This window comes from Ignavibacteriota bacterium (assembly GCA_016708125.1).
Taxonomy (GTDB): domain Bacteria; phylum Bacteroidota; class Ignavibacteria; order Ignavibacteriales; family Melioribacteraceae.
The window spans coordinates 26834-44897 of sequence record JADJGF010000001.1 but is presented as its reverse complement, the minus strand read 5'-3'; the positions used below and the strand labels follow the sequence as shown (position 1 = coordinate 44897).

Genomic DNA, 18064 nt, shown 5'->3' with positions numbered 1-18064 from the left:
AGCAACCACGCCGTTAGGCATAAATAGATTTGGAGGTTGTTTAGTAGAATTGTTACTTCTTCGTGATTGCGAAGTAAATAATTTATTAACAATTACTAATGAGGTGTAATATGTTTAGAACATCTGTTTTGTTCGCAGTTTTTGTTTCTATTTCTTTCTTTATTGGCTGTGAAGATAAAAGTACTGAACCAATTGAAGATAAGACCAACTCTTTACTTCCGCTTGCGGTTGGGAATACTTGGAATTACAAACTTTATAACCAAATATCTGATTCTACTGGGCAAGTCATTTGGAAAATTATTGAAAAGATTTCAATTGAAGGTAAAGAATATTTTTTAATTACTTCAACTGGATTTGCTGATAATTATTTTGTTGCCCAAAATGAATCTAATGGTTTATTCTTATCCATTTACGATTCCACTAATGGCTTTGTTTCTCCTTTCTTTTATAAATACCCTGCTGAAGACAACGAGACTTATCAATATCAAATTCCGAATACCGATAGTATTCTGAATATTACAGTTAAGAAGCAAAACCTAATAATCGGCAATCAAAATTATATTTGTTATGGATATATAAATCAGAACTTAAATCCATATTTCCCTTTTATGTATTTCGCAGTCAATATTGGTTTAATAAGACATAAGCTTGTTTTTACTACGGGTAACGGAATTGATACAACACATTATTTTATATATGATTTGCAGAATAAAAGTTTAAATAATTAATGCCTAACCAGCGCCTCAACCCGACCGCCATTTTAGTTTGGCGGATTTATAATTTTTGGCGTTTTGTTTTTGTTCGGCATTTTGCTCTAAGTGTTCTTACTTAATTAATTAACTTGCCTTCGGTGCGTATGAAAACAAGTTACGCACCTTCGGCTAAATATTTATCAGTTGTGTTTTGCTTGGCTTCCTTGTTCTGGGCGGCGGGTTAGGCGCAACGTCGTTAGGCATCAAAATATATTTATTATGTATATCATTTTTATTAGGCAAATGTATGAAAAATTATTTTCTATTGATTATAGCTTTAGTCGTATTTTTTATAGTTTCATGTTCTTCTTCGCAACTTGCTTTTTATAAACCAACTGAAGAAGCATCTCCTTGGAAAATTTCTGTTGTAAAAATGCCTATTACAAATTCTTTTATCTGTAAGATAAATGATATTGAAGTAGTAGAGGAGTCTTTTGGATTATTCAGTAAAAGTTTTGAGAAAAGTGCTGTATTTCAAGAAAGAAAAATAGTTATGAGTGGATATAAAAAAAGTTATGAAGTTTATACGGGCAATAATGCAACAAGCACAGAGACAGATTATCGAATTAGTATCTTTATTAATGGGGAAAAAGTTGAAGAGTTTGAATTTTAGTTAGTAATTAATATCCATAATTACTATTTACAAATAGATTTAAGATAATGAATAATAACTCAAATAAAGTAAAATGCTGCCTAACCAGCAAATCAACTTGACCGCCGTTCCGGTTCGGTGGAAATTTGTAAATAGAGAATTTAGTAATCCAATTTAAGTTTTTTGTTAAAGTGAAGTGTAATTAAAGAAAAGTTAAGTCGCAATGTTTGCAAGGAAAATTAAACATTGCTCCCGTAATTTTGCCACTCGTTATTTTGTAAAATTATAATTAAGGGCGGACAAGTTATTTGCAACGCCGTTATACACGGCTTAAAATCAGTTTAAAATTGTCTTTTGGGTTTTGTAAAAATTTATGTTTTCAAACTTTTGTAAAATCAAATTTTAATTTTGTTGTAAAGTATTTAAAAAGTTATTTCTTCCAAAATTTAGGTTTTCGTTCTTTTAAATATTTTTGTTAAACATTTTTCTAAGTTTTACATTTTTCTAAAACTTAAAATTACTGTTCATGTATTTCAATTCAAAAAATGTATTTAAAATTTAGAACTGTTAAAATATTTCAATAAATAAATGTTTTCAAAATGATTTAAGAAAAATCTGTTAAATAAATATTCTAAAAAAAGTTAAAACAAAAAATTTGTATAAAAGTGTATAACACGCAAATCAACCCGACCGCTTCGCTCGTTTGGGTTTGGTTTGTAAATAGAAATTTTGAAAGTCAATTTTAGCTTTATGCTAAAGTGAAGTACAATTCATAAAGTTTTCAAAACAATGTTTGTGAAAAAAGTTAAACATTGTTTTGTAAAATTCTAAATTCGTTATTAATAAAATTAAATGTTTTTGGCGGACGGGTTATTTGCGCCGCCGTTATACCGTAAACAAAAAAAGGAGTAGATATGTCAAACGAAGAAGTATTATTCAATAGTGATACCCATAAGGTAACCGTTACTAACAAAAGATTAATATATGGTGAGGAAGTGACTAATATCGAATCTATTAAACATGCCTCTTGGTCTAATTCTGATGGTGCAAAAGAATATTTTCTTGCTGTTGTTTTTGGTGTGATTGGCCTCTGGTTAGTGACAACATTTAGTTTATGGAGTATTCTTGGTTTATTGTTATTAAGTAATCCAATTCTCGTATTCTTTGTGAAAAATAAATACTGGGTATTTATTTTTCTAAAATCTGGATCAACCATTGATGAAGGTACTGACAATAAACGAATGTTCCCAAAAGAAATTGCTATAAGTGTATCTGAGGCTGTAAATCTCGCTGTTAGTCGGTATCGTGTGGAAAATGACCCGCGAAAGGGATTGAATTTGTAATTGATGTAAATAGTCAATTTGATTTCAGTATGTTCTATTTAAAAGAATATAATGTGAAAATAAAGAATCTTCTTTATTTTAATTTTATTTACATCAAATATTGGTTATTTAATGATGCTAATTTTGCTAAAAAAAATAAGGTAATTATAACTATAATTTATAAATTATTTATTAAATCAAGGAGTGCTATGAAAAAGATTGATACTCATGAATTTATAGCTTTTGAAATGGAATCTTTACAAATTCATAACAACAATATTATGGTAGAAATGGGTCATCGTGTCTGTGACAATTGTGGTCAGGATAAAGATACATCTGGCGGTAAGTCTTGTTCCAAAGGCCACTATATCTGTCATTCTTGTGCAAGTAGACATTTACATTGTCCGCTTTGTGGACATACTTTGAGATAGACTACTTTTAGTAACTTTGTTAATGAAAAATTTATAATGATTAAACAATTCTAATAAAAACGGTATAACAAACAAATCAACCCGACCGCTTCGCTAATTTGGGTTTGGTTTGTAAACAGAAAGTTGAAAAGTAAGTTTAAGGTTTTTGCAAAAGTGTAGTACAATTCAGAAAAGTAAGTCGCAGTTTTTGTAAAAGAAAAATAAAAACTGCTCTTTAAAATAAATCATTCGTTAATAAATAAAATTGCAATTATGGGCGGACGGGTTATTTGCCACGCCGTTAGCTGTATACAACATTATAAATAAATATATAAAATAATATAATATAAGGTGTTAGTATGGACTTAATAAGTATAATAATGACTTCTTTAAATTTAGTATTAATAGTGATTACTGTTTATTTTTTAACAAAAGCATCAAACAAGTAAATAAACAAATAACGCTAATGAGAGAAGAAAGAAATATTAAAACAAAAAATGACTTCGCAATGATTTGGTTAAAAATTGATGAGTATATGTTGCAACATCCTGAAATGAGTGAATTATGGATTGAACCAGAAACTTTTCATATATTAAAAAACAATTCTCAGAAAAGAATACATTAATAGATTTTCTAAAAAGAAGGGCATTTTCAGCTATAATAATTGGTACATATTTCAGAAGTTTTAAATTGGAAGAAAATATTCAAAATGAAGTTGGAGGTATAGAACTTAGTGAAGTAACTACAGATAATAAGGGTTTATGGGAATTTTGGGATAAATGGGGCATACGCGAAGATTATCTTACATTTCCAGAATTTGTAGATTTCATGGAAAAAACTTTCTTTAAAGAGTTTTATAAATAATATTTTAAATATACAGCTAACCAACAAATCAACCCGACCGCTTCGCTCGTTTGGGGTTTGTGCAAAATTAAAGTCTGAAAGTTTAATTTAGTTTTTTATAAAAGTGTAGTGGAATTAAGTAAAGTGAGTCGCAGTTTTTTGTAGAACAAAATTAAAAACTGCTTTTAAAATAAACCATTCGTTATTTAATAAAATTGTAGTTTTTGGCGGACGGGTTATTTGCCACGCCGTTATATAACCTGAGGAAATGAATGATAACAAAGCATTTAATTGCAATCAGTCTACTAATTTCACTTGTCGCTTGTGAAGTTACTGACCCAAATTTAGTACTGAGTACTTCATCGACTTATCGGTTTAATGTAAGCGAACCATCAAATGTTAAGGTTAACGTAATTAATTCTTACAATACTTTCATTGTAACATTAGTTGACTCCTTCTACAATAACACTGGGATTTATGAGGTTCATTGGAATTTTGAGGACCAAAACAAAAATAAAATAGTTGAAGGTACCTATTATATCGAGCTTTATATTAATCAGAAATTTGTAAAACGTTCTACTTACATCGTGGTATACAGATGAGAAATAAATTTTTAGTTTTTTCAATATTTCTAATTACACTTTGCAATATCAGCTACGCACAAAATTCAATTTATGTAAACGGAACAGTTGGTAATTTTGTTTACCACTATGACAATTCACTACCAATTACTCAAGACAAAAATTTAAACTATGGTTTTGGAACGAATATTGGAGTAATTCATAATCTTAATACTGAATATAAGCTGATTTTAGAAACTGGTTATTATTTTTCGAAGGCAAGCGATGTATCAACTGTTACCTATTTTACTCAATTCGATGCACTAAAATATGATTTCGATTTAACGCAATATTCATTTCCCTTCGACATAACTATTTCAAAAAATTTATTAGAACATTTTGATGTAGGATTAGGTTTATCATTTGAAGGAATCAATCACACTATTACAACAAATCAACCATTTAATCGTGAACCTTTAGAAGATAAAATAAATTTATTTGCTTTAGGAGCAAATGGTTTAGTCCAATTTAGATTACCATTTGCTGATGACGGAAGAATTTCAATCCTTAGTAATCTTAGATTACGATATTTGTATTCGGTATGGAAAATTGGCGGTGAAAGAAAATTGAACGATTATAATTTTAATTTTTTACAAAGTAATTTTTCAATAGGTATTTGCTATAATCTTTAAAGGTTATATAACCAGCGCCTCAACCCGACCGCCGTTTTAGTTTGGCGATTTTGTGATTTTTGAAATTGTGTTTTAGTTATAGTTTGTTGTTCAAAGTGTTCGTTCTAATTAATTAACTTACAAACTGCACTTGCTGATGCAAGTTAAGTACAGTTTGTTAAATATTTATCATTTGTGTTTTAGCTTGGCTTCCCTGTTATGGGCGGCGGGTTAGGCGCAATGCCGTTATGTGTTTGATAAAAGGTATTTTAATATGCTAAATCCAAAAGTTGAATTAAGAGAATATTTAAAAAAACTTATTCATCGTTTATTATTCATCAAAGGATTGAATTACCAATTAGAGTTATTGAAAGAGTGGGAAACACCAAACCGAATGATAGCATTGGAAACTGGAGCATATTTCTTTAAGCTTGTTTCTTTTAGTTTTAATAGAACAATACTAATAGAATTATGTATGCTATTGGACGATAGAGAAAATAAATGCTTATTAGATTGGTTATCTAAAGCTAAAGAAAATTCAAAGGTTATTGAACCAACAATTTATAATTCGGACACTAACAAACGAGAAATTATAAAAAGTGAAGAATATCAAAAAATTGTTACTGAACAATCAGAAATAATCAATTCAAAAAAAGATATTATTGAGCGTATTAAGGGAAGACGTGACAAAGCTCTTGCTCATTCAGATGCAAAATATTTTAATGATCCCAATGATCTTTACATTAAGTTCCCATTAAGCAATGAAGAGATTAATGATTTATTAATCACTATTACTGAAATTTTAAGGATTCAATATGTTTATTTATTTGAATCAGACTTAGAAATTAAAGTATATGCAACAAGTAATATTGATACAGTTTTATTAAATACACGCGCATTTAAAAGAGTATGGTCTGATAAAAGGGCAAAGTTATTATATCCATACTTATATAAGCTTGATGATTATGAAGAAAAATTAAAAGAACATTTAATAAATAAATAAATAAACACATAACAAACAAATCAACCCGACCGCTTCGCTCAATTCTGGTTTGGTTTGTAAATAGAAAGCTGGAAAGTAAGTTTAAGTTTTTTGTTAAAGTGAAGTACAATTCAGAAAAGTGAGTCGCAGTTTTTGTGAGTGAAAATTAAAAACTGCTTTGGTAATTTTACCAATCGTTATTTAGTAAAATTGTAGTTTTGGGCGGACGGGTTATTTGCGCCGCCGTTATACACGGTTTAAAATCTATTAAATTTGTCTTTAAAGTTTTGTAAAGTTTTAAGTTTTCTAACTTTTGTAAAATCAAATTTTTAGTTTATCGCAAAAATTAAATTCGTAAAATATTTTTAAAAATTAGTTTTTGTTCTTTTAAATATTTTTGTTTAACATTTTTTAAAGTTTTAGTTTTTCTAAAATTATAAATTGTTGTTCAAGTTTTTCTATTCAAAAAATGTATTTAATATTTAGAGCTGTTTAAATATTTCGATAAATAAATGTTTTCAAAATGATTTAAGAAAAATCTGTTAAATTAAATTTCTCAAAAAAGTTAAAACAAAAAATTTGTATAAAAGTGTATAACAAGCAAATCAACCCGACCGCTTCGCTTGTTTGGGCTGAATTTGTAAATCAAATTATGGAAAGTAAGTTTAAGTTTTTTGTAAAAGTGAAGTACAATTCAAAAAATTAAGTCGCAAAGTTTGCTAAAGAAAAGTTAAACTTTGCTCTTTAAAATTAAACATTTGTTATTTAGTAAAATTGTTGTTTTAGGCGGACGGGTTATTTGCCACGCCGTTATATTGTTTATAATAAGGTATAAAATTGAAATGGATATTCGCCTTTATCATGGAAATTGTAAATCGCAATACAATGAACTTCATAAAATTCTAAATAAAAACGAAAAAATTGAAGCTCAAGAACATATCTTTTCATTAGACAAAACTGAATTAGATAAATGGTATGAATACAACTGTGAAGAAGTTAAAGAATTTATATTATCTACACCATCAGAAAGAAGTAAAAAGAAAAAGTGGAACACAAATAAAAATCAAAAATATCTTTTGATTTATGTTTCTTCCATAATTGTTGAAAGAGCAATAAAATATTTTAAGGTTTTAATAGATAATGAAATTTATGGTTTGGAATCTTATAGAGAAATGACCTTAAAAGCTGGTGAAATATTTCATAACATCAAAGGTGAAAAAATTAACTCAAAGGAAATATTTTCAGAAAATTCAAAATATTAAAACAATATAACAAACAAATCAACCCGACCGCTTCGCTAATTTGGGTTTGGTTTGTAAACAGAAAGTATGAAAGTTCATTTTAGTTTTTTGTAAAAGTGAAGTGCAATTTAGAAAATGAAGTCGCAAAGTTTGCTAAAATAAAATTAAACTTTGCTTTGGTAATTATAAAATTCGTTATTTAATAAAATTGTTGTTTAAGGCGTCGGGTTATTTGCCACGCCGTTATACCGTTAATTCAAATAATAATATTCAATAAACGAAAGGTGTAAAAAATGAAATCTTTTATTTTTTTTTCAATTCTCTTTATTTCAGTTGTAATTTTAAGTGGTTGTAGGACACCAGAAACATTTATTAGGACTATGGAACCTGGTTGGACTACAATTGAATTACGAGAAGATGTTTCTTACGATAAAGCTTGGACAAGCATATATGATTTGTTAAGTAGAACATTTGATATTGAAATTGCACAAAAGGAAAATGGATATATTAGAACTGGTTGGATTTACACTTGGACTGGCAAATATACTGATTACTACCGCGTCAGAGTTACAGTAAAGTTTCCTGAACATCGCAAAAGTGTAGATGTAAAATCAGAAGCTTTCTACAAAGATTATGTTGGTTATGATACCCGATTATTAACGACATTAAAGACTGATATAATGGGCTCTGTTGGAAGAATTACAAGATAATTTAAAAACATTTTTTAAAATGGAGTAACAATGAAATCTATCTTACTTTTTCTTACTATAATATTATTTTATAATTCTCCTCTATTTTCACAATGGGGAAATTATGAATCTGCATTAGGTGCTAGTGCTGTCCTGAGTATTCCGACTGGTGATTTTAGTGATTATGCTGGAACTGGATATGGTATAAAAGCGAAATATATATGGATGTTCAGTGAAAATGTTGGCTGGCAAAGTGAAGCTGGTTACATAACTTGGTCTGAAAAAAATCATATAAGTTTTAACTCATTTTTGTTAAATACTGGTTTAAAGGTAAATTTTATACCTGATGAAGTTGGACCTTATTTCTTCGCTACATTTGGAATGCATTTTTTAAGCTATGAAGTAAATTATTCATTTATGGAAAGTTCTTATTCATCCTCTGCTTCAGATGAAAATTTTAATATTTCAAGTGGATTTGGCTACGAGTTTGAAATAGATGATAATATCTATTTAGACTTAAATGTTAACTACAATTATATTACCAAAAATTTAGAAAATTCCGATATAAAAACTTCTTATTTCGGAATAAATGCTGGAGTAAATTTCGGTTTGTTTTAGAAAACGGTATAACAAGCCAATCAAGCGGACGCCGTTTTCGCATTTGGCATTTTAGTAATTATAAAGTTAGTTGTTCCGTTTCGGCTAACTTTTTAAAGGTAGTTCTATTAAATAACATTGTTGCAAACTGCGCTTACGATGAAAATTAAGCACAGTTTGCTAAATTATCGGCAGTTGTTTTTTAAGTGGCATCCCTGTTCTGGGGCGCCGCTTATCGGCAACACCGTTATACCGTTGAAAAAATTATTAATATATATATTATTTCATACCAATAATTTGGACAAAAAATGATTCATCCAATTTATGAACTGCTAAAAAAACTTGAAGACGCTCATATTTTTTTTACGTTAGGAAGATCAAGACCAGATACAATTCTTGTTACTTTAACTCTTGTTGGAGAAAGAACAGAAATTGACGTTTTTGAAGATGGACATATGGAAGTTTCAAGATTTTTGGGAAATGAAAATATAGTTGGAGAAAATGATTTGATTGATAAAATTATTGAAGAAAATGGAAATTGAAATTCACTAAAATAAAACGGTATAACAAACAAATCAACACGACCGCCATTTTCACTTGGCGGGAATTTGTAAACAGAAATATTGGAAGTTTAACTAAGCTTTTTTGTTAAAGTTAGTGCAATTCAGAAAGTTTAAAAACAATGTTTGTGAAAAAAGTTAAACATTGTTTTGTAAAATTAGAAATTCGTTATTTAGCAAAAATTAAATTAAAGGCGGCGTGTTATTTGCGCCGCCGTTATACACGGCTTAAAATCAGTTTAAAATTGTCTTTTGGGTTTTGTAAAAATTTATGTTTTCAAACTTTTGTAAAATCAAATTTTAATTTTGTTGTAAAGTATTTAAAAAGTTATTTCTTCCAAAATTTAGGTTTTCGTTCTTTTAAAATATTTTTGTTAAACATTTTTCTAAGTTTTACATTTTTCTAAAACTTAAAATTACTGTTCATGTATTTCAATTCAAAAAATGTATTTAAAATTTAGAACTGTTAAAATATTTCAATAAATAAATGTTTTCAAAATGATTTAAGAAAAATCTGTTAAATAAATATTCTAAAAAAAGTTAAAACAAAAAATTTGTATAAAAGTGTATAACACGCAAATCAACCCGACCGCTTCGCTCGTTTGGGTTTGGTTTGTAAATAGAAATTTTGAAAGTCAATTTTAGCTTTATGCTAAAGTGAAGTACAATTCATAAAGTTTTCAAAACAATGTTTGTGAAAAAAGTTAAACATTGTTTTGTAAAATTCTAAATTCGTTATTAATAAAATTAAATGTTTTTGGCGGACGGGTTATTTGCGCCGCCGTTATGCCATAAAAGAAAAAAATATGAAAAATATTAAGAATTTCACAATCATCATTTTATTTATTATAATTTGGTCATGTGGCGATGATTCAAATCCAATTGAAGACATTCCAAATGTTCAAGATGGGGAGATAGTTCCTTTAACGGTAGGTAATGAATGGAAATATATTGACTCGATTTTTAATATTGATGGCGTATATACGGGAATTAGTTATTCAAGTGTCAAAGTGACAGAAATTGTAGAATTATTTATTAATGGAGAGAAGAATACACTTTATACTTGGAAGTGGTCTAATTCAATAGACTCAGCTAAGTTTTTATGCGCAAATAATGAGTTTGGATTTAACTTATATGGAAGTATACGAGGAAATGATACAACTATTTATGATCCACTTTCTTTATATGCTAAATATCCAATAAATCAAAATGAAACTTGGGATTGGTATTATAACATGTATGTGACGACACAAGATACTGCTTTTTATACAAGTGGTAGCACAGAGGTAAAATGTTTAGCATTAAACAAGCCTTTTTTGACACCATTTGGTGAGATTGATTGCATTGTTTATGAATTTAAAGATTCTTCTGAGACTGGAGCAAGAACATATTATTCTCCAAAATTAGGATTTATTGGCAGAGAAGAAATTTGGCATGGTGTTACAAGGGTTAAGAAAGTTCTAAGTGAAGTAAAAATCATAGATAAGTAATTTCAAATTATAAAAATGGCATAACCAGCAAATCAACCCGACCGCCGTTCCGGCTTGGGTTTTGCGCAAAATAAAAGTTGGAAAGTAAATTTTAGTTTTTTGTTAAAGTGAAGTACAATTCAGCAAATTTAAAAACAATGTTTTTAGAAAATCAAAATAAACATTGTTTTAGTAAAATTTGAAATTCGTTATTAAATAAAATTGTAGTTTCGGGCGGACGGGTTATTTGCCACGCCGTTATGCTGCTAAAAAAATATGAAAATAATAATTCTTCAATTCATTTTTCTTTTAATTAACAATCCAATATTTTCTCAAAATAGTTATGATTATTTAAATAAATATGAAATCAAAATTGGGGCAGAAATAAATCGAACTGTACCAACATTTGGAATTGGAAGAAATTTCTATTTTTCAAAATATATTTCAATTTCACAAGAGTTGATAATGTTAGGATTACCAATTGCATCTGGTACATATAGATTTAATTTTAGAATTAATTCCGATATTAAAACTACTTTTCAAGGTGGAGCTGGATTAACTTTTGGAATGCCTTTTTCAATTGTTGGAATTTTGGGAATGCAATTATCTTTCGATTTAAATGAAAATACTTATATATTTTTTGAACCAAGAATATATTTTTATCAGAAAAAAATTATATCGATTGGCAAAGGATTTTTTGGTATAGATGAAATAAACAAAGTAAGTCCAATTGTAATTTCGTTTGGTATTTCAATTTAAAAGCAACATAACCAACAAATCAACCCGACTGCGTGCGCAGTCTGGCATTTGTTGTAAAAAATAAAATGGAAAGTTCGTTTAAAATTGTTGTTTAATATTGAAAGTAAATTTAAATAACCAAAAAACTGTTGTTGCAGAAAATAAATTAACAACAGTTTTTATAAACTTTGGCGGAAACAAATAAACTTAAAATTGCTGTTTTAGGCAGCGGGTTATTTGCGCCGCCGTTATGCGTTAATAAAAGTGGAGATAATATGGAAAAATTAAAACGTATTATTTTTATACTTTTTATTACATTGATCTATTCTCAAATATATGCACAAAATTCTGATTTAAGCGAGTTGATTATCTTAACAGATACAACAGAATATATTAGAAAAGATTCTTCAATGAGTTATTTCTCTATAATAAATAATTCTACTGAAGATGTATATTTTTTTATTTGTGGTAATATCAAGTTTGAAATCCAAAAAAGAAAGGATAATATTTGGGAAAGATTTGGTGGAGTTATTTGTGATGGTTTTAGTGCTTATCAAAATATAAAAGTTGAAGCGGGAAAATATTATTCATCATATTTTACAATATTTTATGAACCTGGAATTTACAGATTAGTATTTTTTTACAATTTAGATTCGAATTTAACAAATTATGATTCATTAAAATCAAATGAGTTTACAGTTTCTGAATTGTCAACATCAATTGAAAAAGAACAGAAAGATGAATTAAATATTAGTAATATTTATCCCAATCCTTGTAATCCAATTTCTATTATTGAATATTCAGTTAACAAGGAAACAAATATAAAAATAGAAATTATTGATATTCTTGGACGTAGTATAAAAATCCTTAGTGAAACAAGAGTTGTAGCTGGAAATTATAAATTGCAATTTTCAGTAGATGATTTAAGAAGTGGAATTTATTTTATAAAAGTAAGCTCAAATAAATATACAAAAATTCAAAAATTTATAGTATTAAAATAAAACGCATAACCAACAAATTAACCCGACCGCCGTTCCGGCTTGGGTTTTGTGCAAAATAAAAGTTAGAAAGTAATTTTAAGTTTTTTGTTAAAGTGAAGTCAATTCAGAAAGTTTAAAAACAATGTTTGTAAGAAAAAGTTAAACATTGTTTTGTAAAAATATAAATTCGTTATTTAATAAAATTGTTGTTTTGGGCGGACGGGTTATTTGTCACGCCGTTATGTGCTAAATAAAAGATTAAATTATTGCCAATTAATATTTGGCTTCATATTTTTATCAGCGCATTCACGTAAATACATATTCATCAAATTTTGATATGGAATTCCAATTTCTGTTGACAATTTCTTAAAATATTCTACTGTATCATCTTCAATACGAATTGATATTTGTTTTTTCAGTTTTTTGATGTAAGGATTTTTTATGGAATTTGAAAAATCATATTCTTTTTTCATATTATTTTACCTCTTGGTAATATTTACTTTCTGTTTTTGTTGCTTTTCTAGCAGAAATAATTCTAATAATTTCATCATTTTCTCTATAAGTATGAACAACAACTAGGAGATTAAGTTTTGTTGAAAAGCCTAAAATGATAAATCTATCTTCATTAATGGAATGTTCTGGATCTGAAATAACCCTTGCATTTTCATCAAAGAAAACAGTTTTGGCTTCTTCAAAAGAAATTTTATGTTTCTTAATATTTTCAATATTTTTCTTTTGATCCCATTGAAAATGAATATTATTCATATAGATTATATAATGATATTATAATGATGAAATAAATTAATAAAAAAGCACATAACAAACAAATCAACCCGACCGCTTCGCTAATTTGTGTTTGGTTTGTAAATAAAAAGTTTGAAAGTAAATTTTGGTTTTTTGTAAAAGTGAAGTGCAATTTAGAAAAGTGAGTCGCAGTTTTTGCTGATGAAAAATAAAAACTGCTTTGTGAAATAAACCAATCGTTATTTAATAAAATTGTAGTTTTTGGCGGACGGGTTATTTGCCACGCCGTTATACACGGTTTAAAAAACTATTTAAATTTGTCTTTTAGGTTTTGTAAAGTTTTAAGTTTTCACACTTTTGTAAAATCATATTTTGGTTTTTTGCAAAAATATAAATTCGTAAATCATTTCTAAAAATTAGTTTTCGTTTTTTTTAATATTTTTGTTAAACATTTTTCAAAGTTTAGGTTTTTCTAAAATGTAAAATTGTAGTTCAAGTTTTTCAATACAAAAAATGCATTTAAAATTTAGAGCTGTTAAAAATTTCAATAAATAAATGTTCTCAAAAAGATTTAAGAAAAATCTGTTAAATTAAATTTTCAAAAAAGTTAAAACAAATAATTTGTATAGAAGTGTATAACAAACAAATCAACCCGACCGCTTCGCACAATTCTGGTTTGGTTTGTAAACAGAAAACTTGAAAGTTAATTTTAGCTTTTTGTTAAAGTGAAGTGCAATTCAGAAAAGTAAGTCGCAGTTTTTTGTAAAGGAAAAATAAAAACTGCTCTTTAAAATAAATCATACATTATTAAGTTAAATTGTTGTTTTGGGCGGACGGGTTATTTGCCACGCCGTTATACAACTAAAAAGAATATGAAATTAATAAAACATATTATCACAATAATATTTTTCATTTATGGATGTTCAGAAAATCCAAATGAAACTATTCATAATTATGAAGTTGAAAAAAAATATTATAATAATGAAACTAAAATTGATATAGATGGCAATGGAGTAAAAGACATTCAATCAGTATTAACTTTTACTGGAGTTGATACAGTTGATCAGAAATATCTATTATTATTACAAGATAAAACTAAAATATTTCATAGAGATAACAGAATTGCTAAACTCAACATTGGAGACACAATTAAATATTCAGAAAGTTATAATTGGTCAACAATTGATTCAACTATCGCTGTTAGGAGAAATATTGATTCATTTCATTATTGGTTAGGATCACTTCCTGGTAAAACTACATATTTGGGTCTTCAAATCTATAGCAGAGATTCTTTTTATACTGCATGGATAAATCTAACAATGGATACAAATATGCAAAAGATAAAATTTAATTTTTCAAATTATTGTTCAAAACCAAATACTGACTTAATAATAAAATAGTTGTATAACAAGCAAATCAACCCGACCGCTTCGCTCGTTTGGGTTTTGTGCAAAATAAAAGTTAGAAAGTAATTTTAAGTATTTTGTTAAAGTGAAGTGCAATTCAGAAAAGTAAGTCGCAGTTTTTTGTAAAACTAAATTAAAAACTGCTCTTAAAATTAAACTATTTGTTATTATATGAAATTGTTGTTTTTGGCGGACGGGTTATTTGCGCCGCCGTTATACACGGTTTAAAATATATTTAAAATTGTCTTTTAGGTTTTGTAAAGTTTTAAGTTTTCCAACTTTTGTAAAATCAAATTTTAGTTTTTTGCAAAAATTATAATTCGTAAATCATTTCTAAAAATTAGTTTTCGTTCTTTTAAATATTTTTGTTTAACATTTTTCAAATTTTAAGATTTTTAAAATGTAAAATTGCTGTTCAAGTTTTTCAATTCAAAAAATGTATTTATAATTTAGAGCTGTTTAAAATTTCAATAAATAAAAGTTTTCAAAAAAAAATGAAAAAAATCTGTTACATAAATTTCTAAAAAAAGTTAAAACAAAATATTTATATAAAAGTGTATAACACGCAAATCAACCCGACCGCTTCGCTCAATTCTGGTTTGGTTTGTAAATAGAAAGTTTGAAAGGAAATTTAAGTTTTTTGTTAAAGAGAAGTGCTATTTAGAAAAGTAAGTCGCAGTTTTTTGTAAAACCAAACCTGCCTGCCGGTAGGCAAGGTTAAAAACTGCTCTTTAAAATAAACCATTTGTTATTAAATAAAATTGTAGTTTTTGGCGGACGGGTTATTTGCAACGCCGTTATATAGCAAATATGAATTGAAAGATTAAATAAATATATATTTATAAAAAGAGGTGATCAAATGATCGGTAACTCTAAATCTATCCATTTCTCATTGGATGATAATCATTCAAATTCAGTAATTTCAAGAATATTTTCAATGTTAACATTAGCAACATTTTTAACATTTGTTGGATTCATTCTTTTCGTAGTTTTTATTATTTACTTTATTCCGATTTATTTAGATTACAAAAATTATCAATGTTATCTGAATTTCATACATTTGCTTCTGAAAATTTATCATCAATTCGTTTTTTTACTTATTTGATTTTAGGAATAGGAATTTCAACTGCAATAAATTTATTAATCGGATTTACCCATAAAAAGAAATATTTAATGTTAATTAGCTCATTAACATTTATATTCTCAATCATATTGTTTATAAAAACTCTCGTAATGTTAATGCCGGATTAATATTATGAGAAAGAGCAATTACTAAAAATGCTATATAACCAACAAATCAACCCGACCGCTTCGCTCAATTCTGGTTTGGTTTGTAAACAAAAAGTTTGGAAATCTATTTTAGTTTTTTGTTAAAGTGAAGTGCAATTCAGAAAAGTGAGTCGCAGTTTTTGCAAAAGATAAATTAAAAACTGCTCCTAAAAATAAATCATTCGTTATTTAATAAAATTATTGTTATTGGCGGACGGGTTATTTGCCACGCCGTTATACACGGTTTGAAAATTATTTAAAATTATCTTTAAAGTTTTGTAAAATTTTATGTTTTCAAACTTTTGTAAAATCATATTTTAGTTTTTTGCAAAAATATAAATTCGTAAAATATTTCTAAAAATTAGTTTTCGTTCTTTTGAATATTTTTGCTAAACATTTTTCTAAGTTTTACATTTTTCAAAACGTAAAATTGCTGTTCAAGTTTTTCACTCAAAAAATGTATTTAAAATTTAGAGCTGTTAAAATTTTCAAATAAATTAATATTTCGTAAAAGATTAAAAAAAATCTGTTAAATAAATTTTCTAAAAAAAGTTAAAACAAAAAATTTGTATAAAAGTGTATAACAAGCAAATCAACCCGACCGCTTCGCTCAGTTCTGTTTTGGTTGTAAATAAATTGTTGGGAAGTAAATTTTAGATATTTGTTATAGTGAAGTGCAATTATGAAAAGTTAGTCGCAAAGTTTGATAAAGGCAATTTAAACTTTGCTTAAAAAATTTAATTAATCGTTATTTAGTAAAATTGTTGTTTTGGGCGGACGGGTTATTTGCCACGCCGTTATGTGTTTTAAAAGAGAATCTTATGAAAACAAAATTATTGCAAGAATTTAGCTTTTATGATTATAATGAAATTCATATTGAATATGGTATACATTCAAATACTTATAAAAAGAATGAACTTTCTAAAATATTAAAATTAAAACCCCTTAGATATTTTAATAAAGGTGAAATTTATTTTGGAAAAGAATTAGATGAAGAATCTAAAAAAGTAAAAAAAGTAAAAAAGATTCGTCAGTTTACACTTTGGGTTTATTCCACTGAAAATAAAATTAAAGTTCAACGCTTCGAAAATCATGCTTTTTATTTACTAAAAAGAATTAGGAAAGTTAAAGATGAAATTAAGCAATTATTACAAGATTCAGAGAATACTCAAATATCTATTTTCGTTTATCTTAAAATAAATGAAAAATATTTTGGTTTAGGTGCTGAATCTGAATTACTAAAAGAGTTATTGGAATATTCAAATTATTTTGAATTCAGAAATATTAAATAAAACACATAACAAACAAATCAACCCGACCGCTTCGCTCAATTCCGGTTTGGTTTGTAAATCAAAAGTTTGAAAGTAAATTTTAGTTTTTTGTTAAAGTGAAGTACAATTTAGAAAAGTGTGTCGCAGTTTTTGTTAAAAGCAAAATAAAAACTGCTCTTTAAAATTTACCAATTGTTATTTAATAAAATTGTTCCGTCAGCTGACGGATTTGGGCGGACGGGTTATTTGCCACGCCGTTAGGTGTATTCAAATATTAAATAGATTTGCAAATTATATTCATAAAATTATAAAATCAATTGGCTAAAAATTATGCACAATTATTATAATTATCTTTTTTATAAAACTTGTTCAACAATGAAGAAAATTGGAGATTTTGAAGTAGAATTTAAAGCAATGTCGCTTGTAACATTTATCATATCTTTATATTTAATATTACTTATAATCATTCTAACTAATGAATTAAATCTTAAAGTTGACATTATCAATGAAATTGTTTTAAAAATAATTGTTTCTATCATATTCGTTTCCATTTATTATCTCAATTACAGAAATTTCATTATCAAAAACAATTATCCTACTCTATTTAAAAAATATAAAAATGATGAACCCTTGTATGGAAATATTATGGTCTTACTATTCTATTTCTTATGCCCGCTATTTGCATTTATTACGTTTTGAAAATATAGCACACAGATAATTATGTTTTCTGTGATAATATTATATAGTACACCTAACCAGCAAATCAACTTGACCGCCGTTCTGGTTTGGCGGAATATTGTAAAAAGAAAGTTCGAAAGGTTTACTAAAGTTTTTTGTTAAAGTGAAGTTCAATTCAGAAAAGTGAGTCGCAAAGTTTGCTAAAGAAAAATTAAACTTTGCTCTGGTAATTATAAAATCGTTATTTAATAAAATTTAAATTATGGGCGGCAAGTTATTTGCGCCGCCGT

At 27.1% G+C, this 18064-nt stretch carries 19 protein-coding genes; 16 read left to right on the top strand and 3 right to left on the bottom strand.

What is annotated here, in order from left to right:
* Positions 1–110 precede the first annotated feature (110 nt).
* From IPH62_00265 to IPH62_00200, 14 genes are all read left to right on the top strand, one after another.
* Complete coding sequence (locus IPH62_00265) at positions 111–728, top strand: hypothetical protein (protein ID MBK7103706.1); 618 nt, start codon at positions 111–113, stop codon at positions 726–728.
* A 271-nt stretch (positions 729–999) separates the two neighbouring features.
* On the top strand, positions 1000–1365 hold the full coding sequence (locus IPH62_00260) for a hypothetical protein (protein MBK7103705.1): 366 nt from the start codon (positions 1000–1002) through the stop codon (positions 1363–1365).
* Between the two features lie 893 nt (positions 1366–2258).
* Complete coding sequence (locus IPH62_00255; GenBank protein MBK7103704.1) at positions 2259–2687, top strand: hypothetical protein; 429 nt, start codon at positions 2259–2261, stop codon at positions 2685–2687.
* 53 nt (positions 2688–2740) lie between these two features.
* Positions 2741–3097 (top strand): hypothetical protein, encoded by a 357-nt coding sequence (locus IPH62_00250; protein ID MBK7103703.1) that lies wholly within the window; start codon positions 2741–2743, stop codon positions 3095–3097.
* 669 nt (positions 3098–3766) lie between these two features.
* On the top strand, positions 3767–3940 hold the full coding sequence (locus IPH62_00245) for a hypothetical protein (protein MBK7103702.1): 174 nt from the start codon (positions 3767–3769) through the stop codon (positions 3938–3940).
* Between the two features lie 577 nt (positions 3941–4517).
* Positions 4518–5171, top strand: coding sequence for a hypothetical protein (locus IPH62_00240; GenBank protein MBK7103701.1), 654 nt, complete (start codon positions 4518–4520; stop codon positions 5169–5171).
* Positions 5172–5424: 253 nt separating this feature from the next.
* A complete protein-coding gene (locus IPH62_00235; GenBank protein MBK7103700.1) occupies positions 5425–6153 on the top strand; it encodes a hypothetical protein in 729 nt (242 codons plus the stop codon).
* Between the two features lie 821 nt (positions 6154–6974).
* The gene (locus IPH62_00230) at positions 6975–7394 is read left to right on the top strand and encodes a hypothetical protein (GenBank protein MBK7103699.1); all 420 of its coding nucleotides are present in this window, start codon (positions 6975–6977) and stop codon (positions 7392–7394) included.
* A gap of 359 nt (positions 7395–7753) precedes the next feature.
* Complete coding sequence (locus IPH62_00225) at positions 7754–8083, top strand: hypothetical protein (GenBank protein ID MBK7103698.1); 330 nt, start codon at positions 7754–7756, stop codon at positions 8081–8083.
* 30 nt (positions 8084–8113) lie between these two features.
* Positions 8114–8680, top strand: a complete 567-nt coding sequence (locus tag IPH62_00220; protein ID MBK7103697.1) for an outer membrane beta-barrel protein — start codon at positions 8114–8116, stop codon at positions 8678–8680.
* A 287-nt stretch (positions 8681–8967) separates the two neighbouring features.
* The gene (locus tag IPH62_00215) at positions 8968–9201 is read left to right on the top strand and encodes a hypothetical protein (GenBank protein ID MBK7103696.1); all 234 of its coding nucleotides are present in this window, start codon (positions 8968–8970) and stop codon (positions 9199–9201) included.
* 824 nt (positions 9202–10025) lie between these two features.
* Positions 10026–10709, top strand: coding sequence for a hypothetical protein (locus IPH62_00210; GenBank protein MBK7103695.1), 684 nt, complete (start codon positions 10026–10028; stop codon positions 10707–10709).
* Between the two features lie 255 nt (positions 10710–10964).
* Positions 10965–11447 carry a hypothetical protein gene (locus IPH62_00205; protein ID MBK7103694.1) on the top strand — a complete coding sequence of 161 codons (483 nt, stop codon included), beginning with the start codon at positions 10965–10967 and terminating at the stop codon, positions 11445–11447.
* Between the two features lie 254 nt (positions 11448–11701).
* Positions 11702–12427, top strand: coding sequence for a T9SS type A sorting domain-containing protein (locus IPH62_00200; GenBank protein MBK7103693.1), 726 nt, complete (start codon positions 11702–11704; stop codon positions 12425–12427).
* A gap of 242 nt (positions 12428–12669) precedes the next feature.
* Here the strand turns inward: IPH62_00200 and IPH62_00195 are convergent, their stop codons facing one another.
* Positions 12670–12879: a BrnA antitoxin family protein gene (locus tag IPH62_00195; protein MBK7103692.1), complete on the bottom strand. Its 210-nt coding sequence runs from the start codon at positions 12877–12879 to the stop codon at positions 12670–12672.
* Between the two features lies 1 nt (position 12880).
* The gene (locus IPH62_00190; protein MBK7103691.1) at positions 12881–13171 is read right to left on the bottom strand and encodes a BrnT family toxin; all 291 of its coding nucleotides are present in this window, start codon (positions 13169–13171) and stop codon (positions 12881–12883) included.
* Positions 13172–14022: 851 nt separating this feature from the next.
* On the opposite strand from IPH62_00190, the gene IPH62_00185 reads away from it, so the two are divergent.
* Positions 14023–14550, top strand: a complete 528-nt coding sequence (locus IPH62_00185) for a hypothetical protein (GenBank protein ID MBK7103690.1) — start codon at positions 14023–14025, stop codon at positions 14548–14550.
* A gap of 2096 nt (positions 14551–16646) precedes the next feature.
* A complete protein-coding gene (locus IPH62_00180) occupies positions 16647–17117 on the top strand; it encodes a DUF4279 domain-containing protein (protein ID MBK7103689.1) in 471 nt (156 codons plus the stop codon).
* Between the two features lie 335 nt (positions 17118–17452).
* On the opposite strand, the gene IPH62_00175 is transcribed toward IPH62_00180, so the two are convergent.
* Positions 17453–17635, bottom strand: coding sequence for a hypothetical protein (locus tag IPH62_00175; protein MBK7103688.1), 183 nt, complete (start codon positions 17633–17635; stop codon positions 17453–17455).
* Positions 17636–18064: the final 429 nt, after the last annotated feature.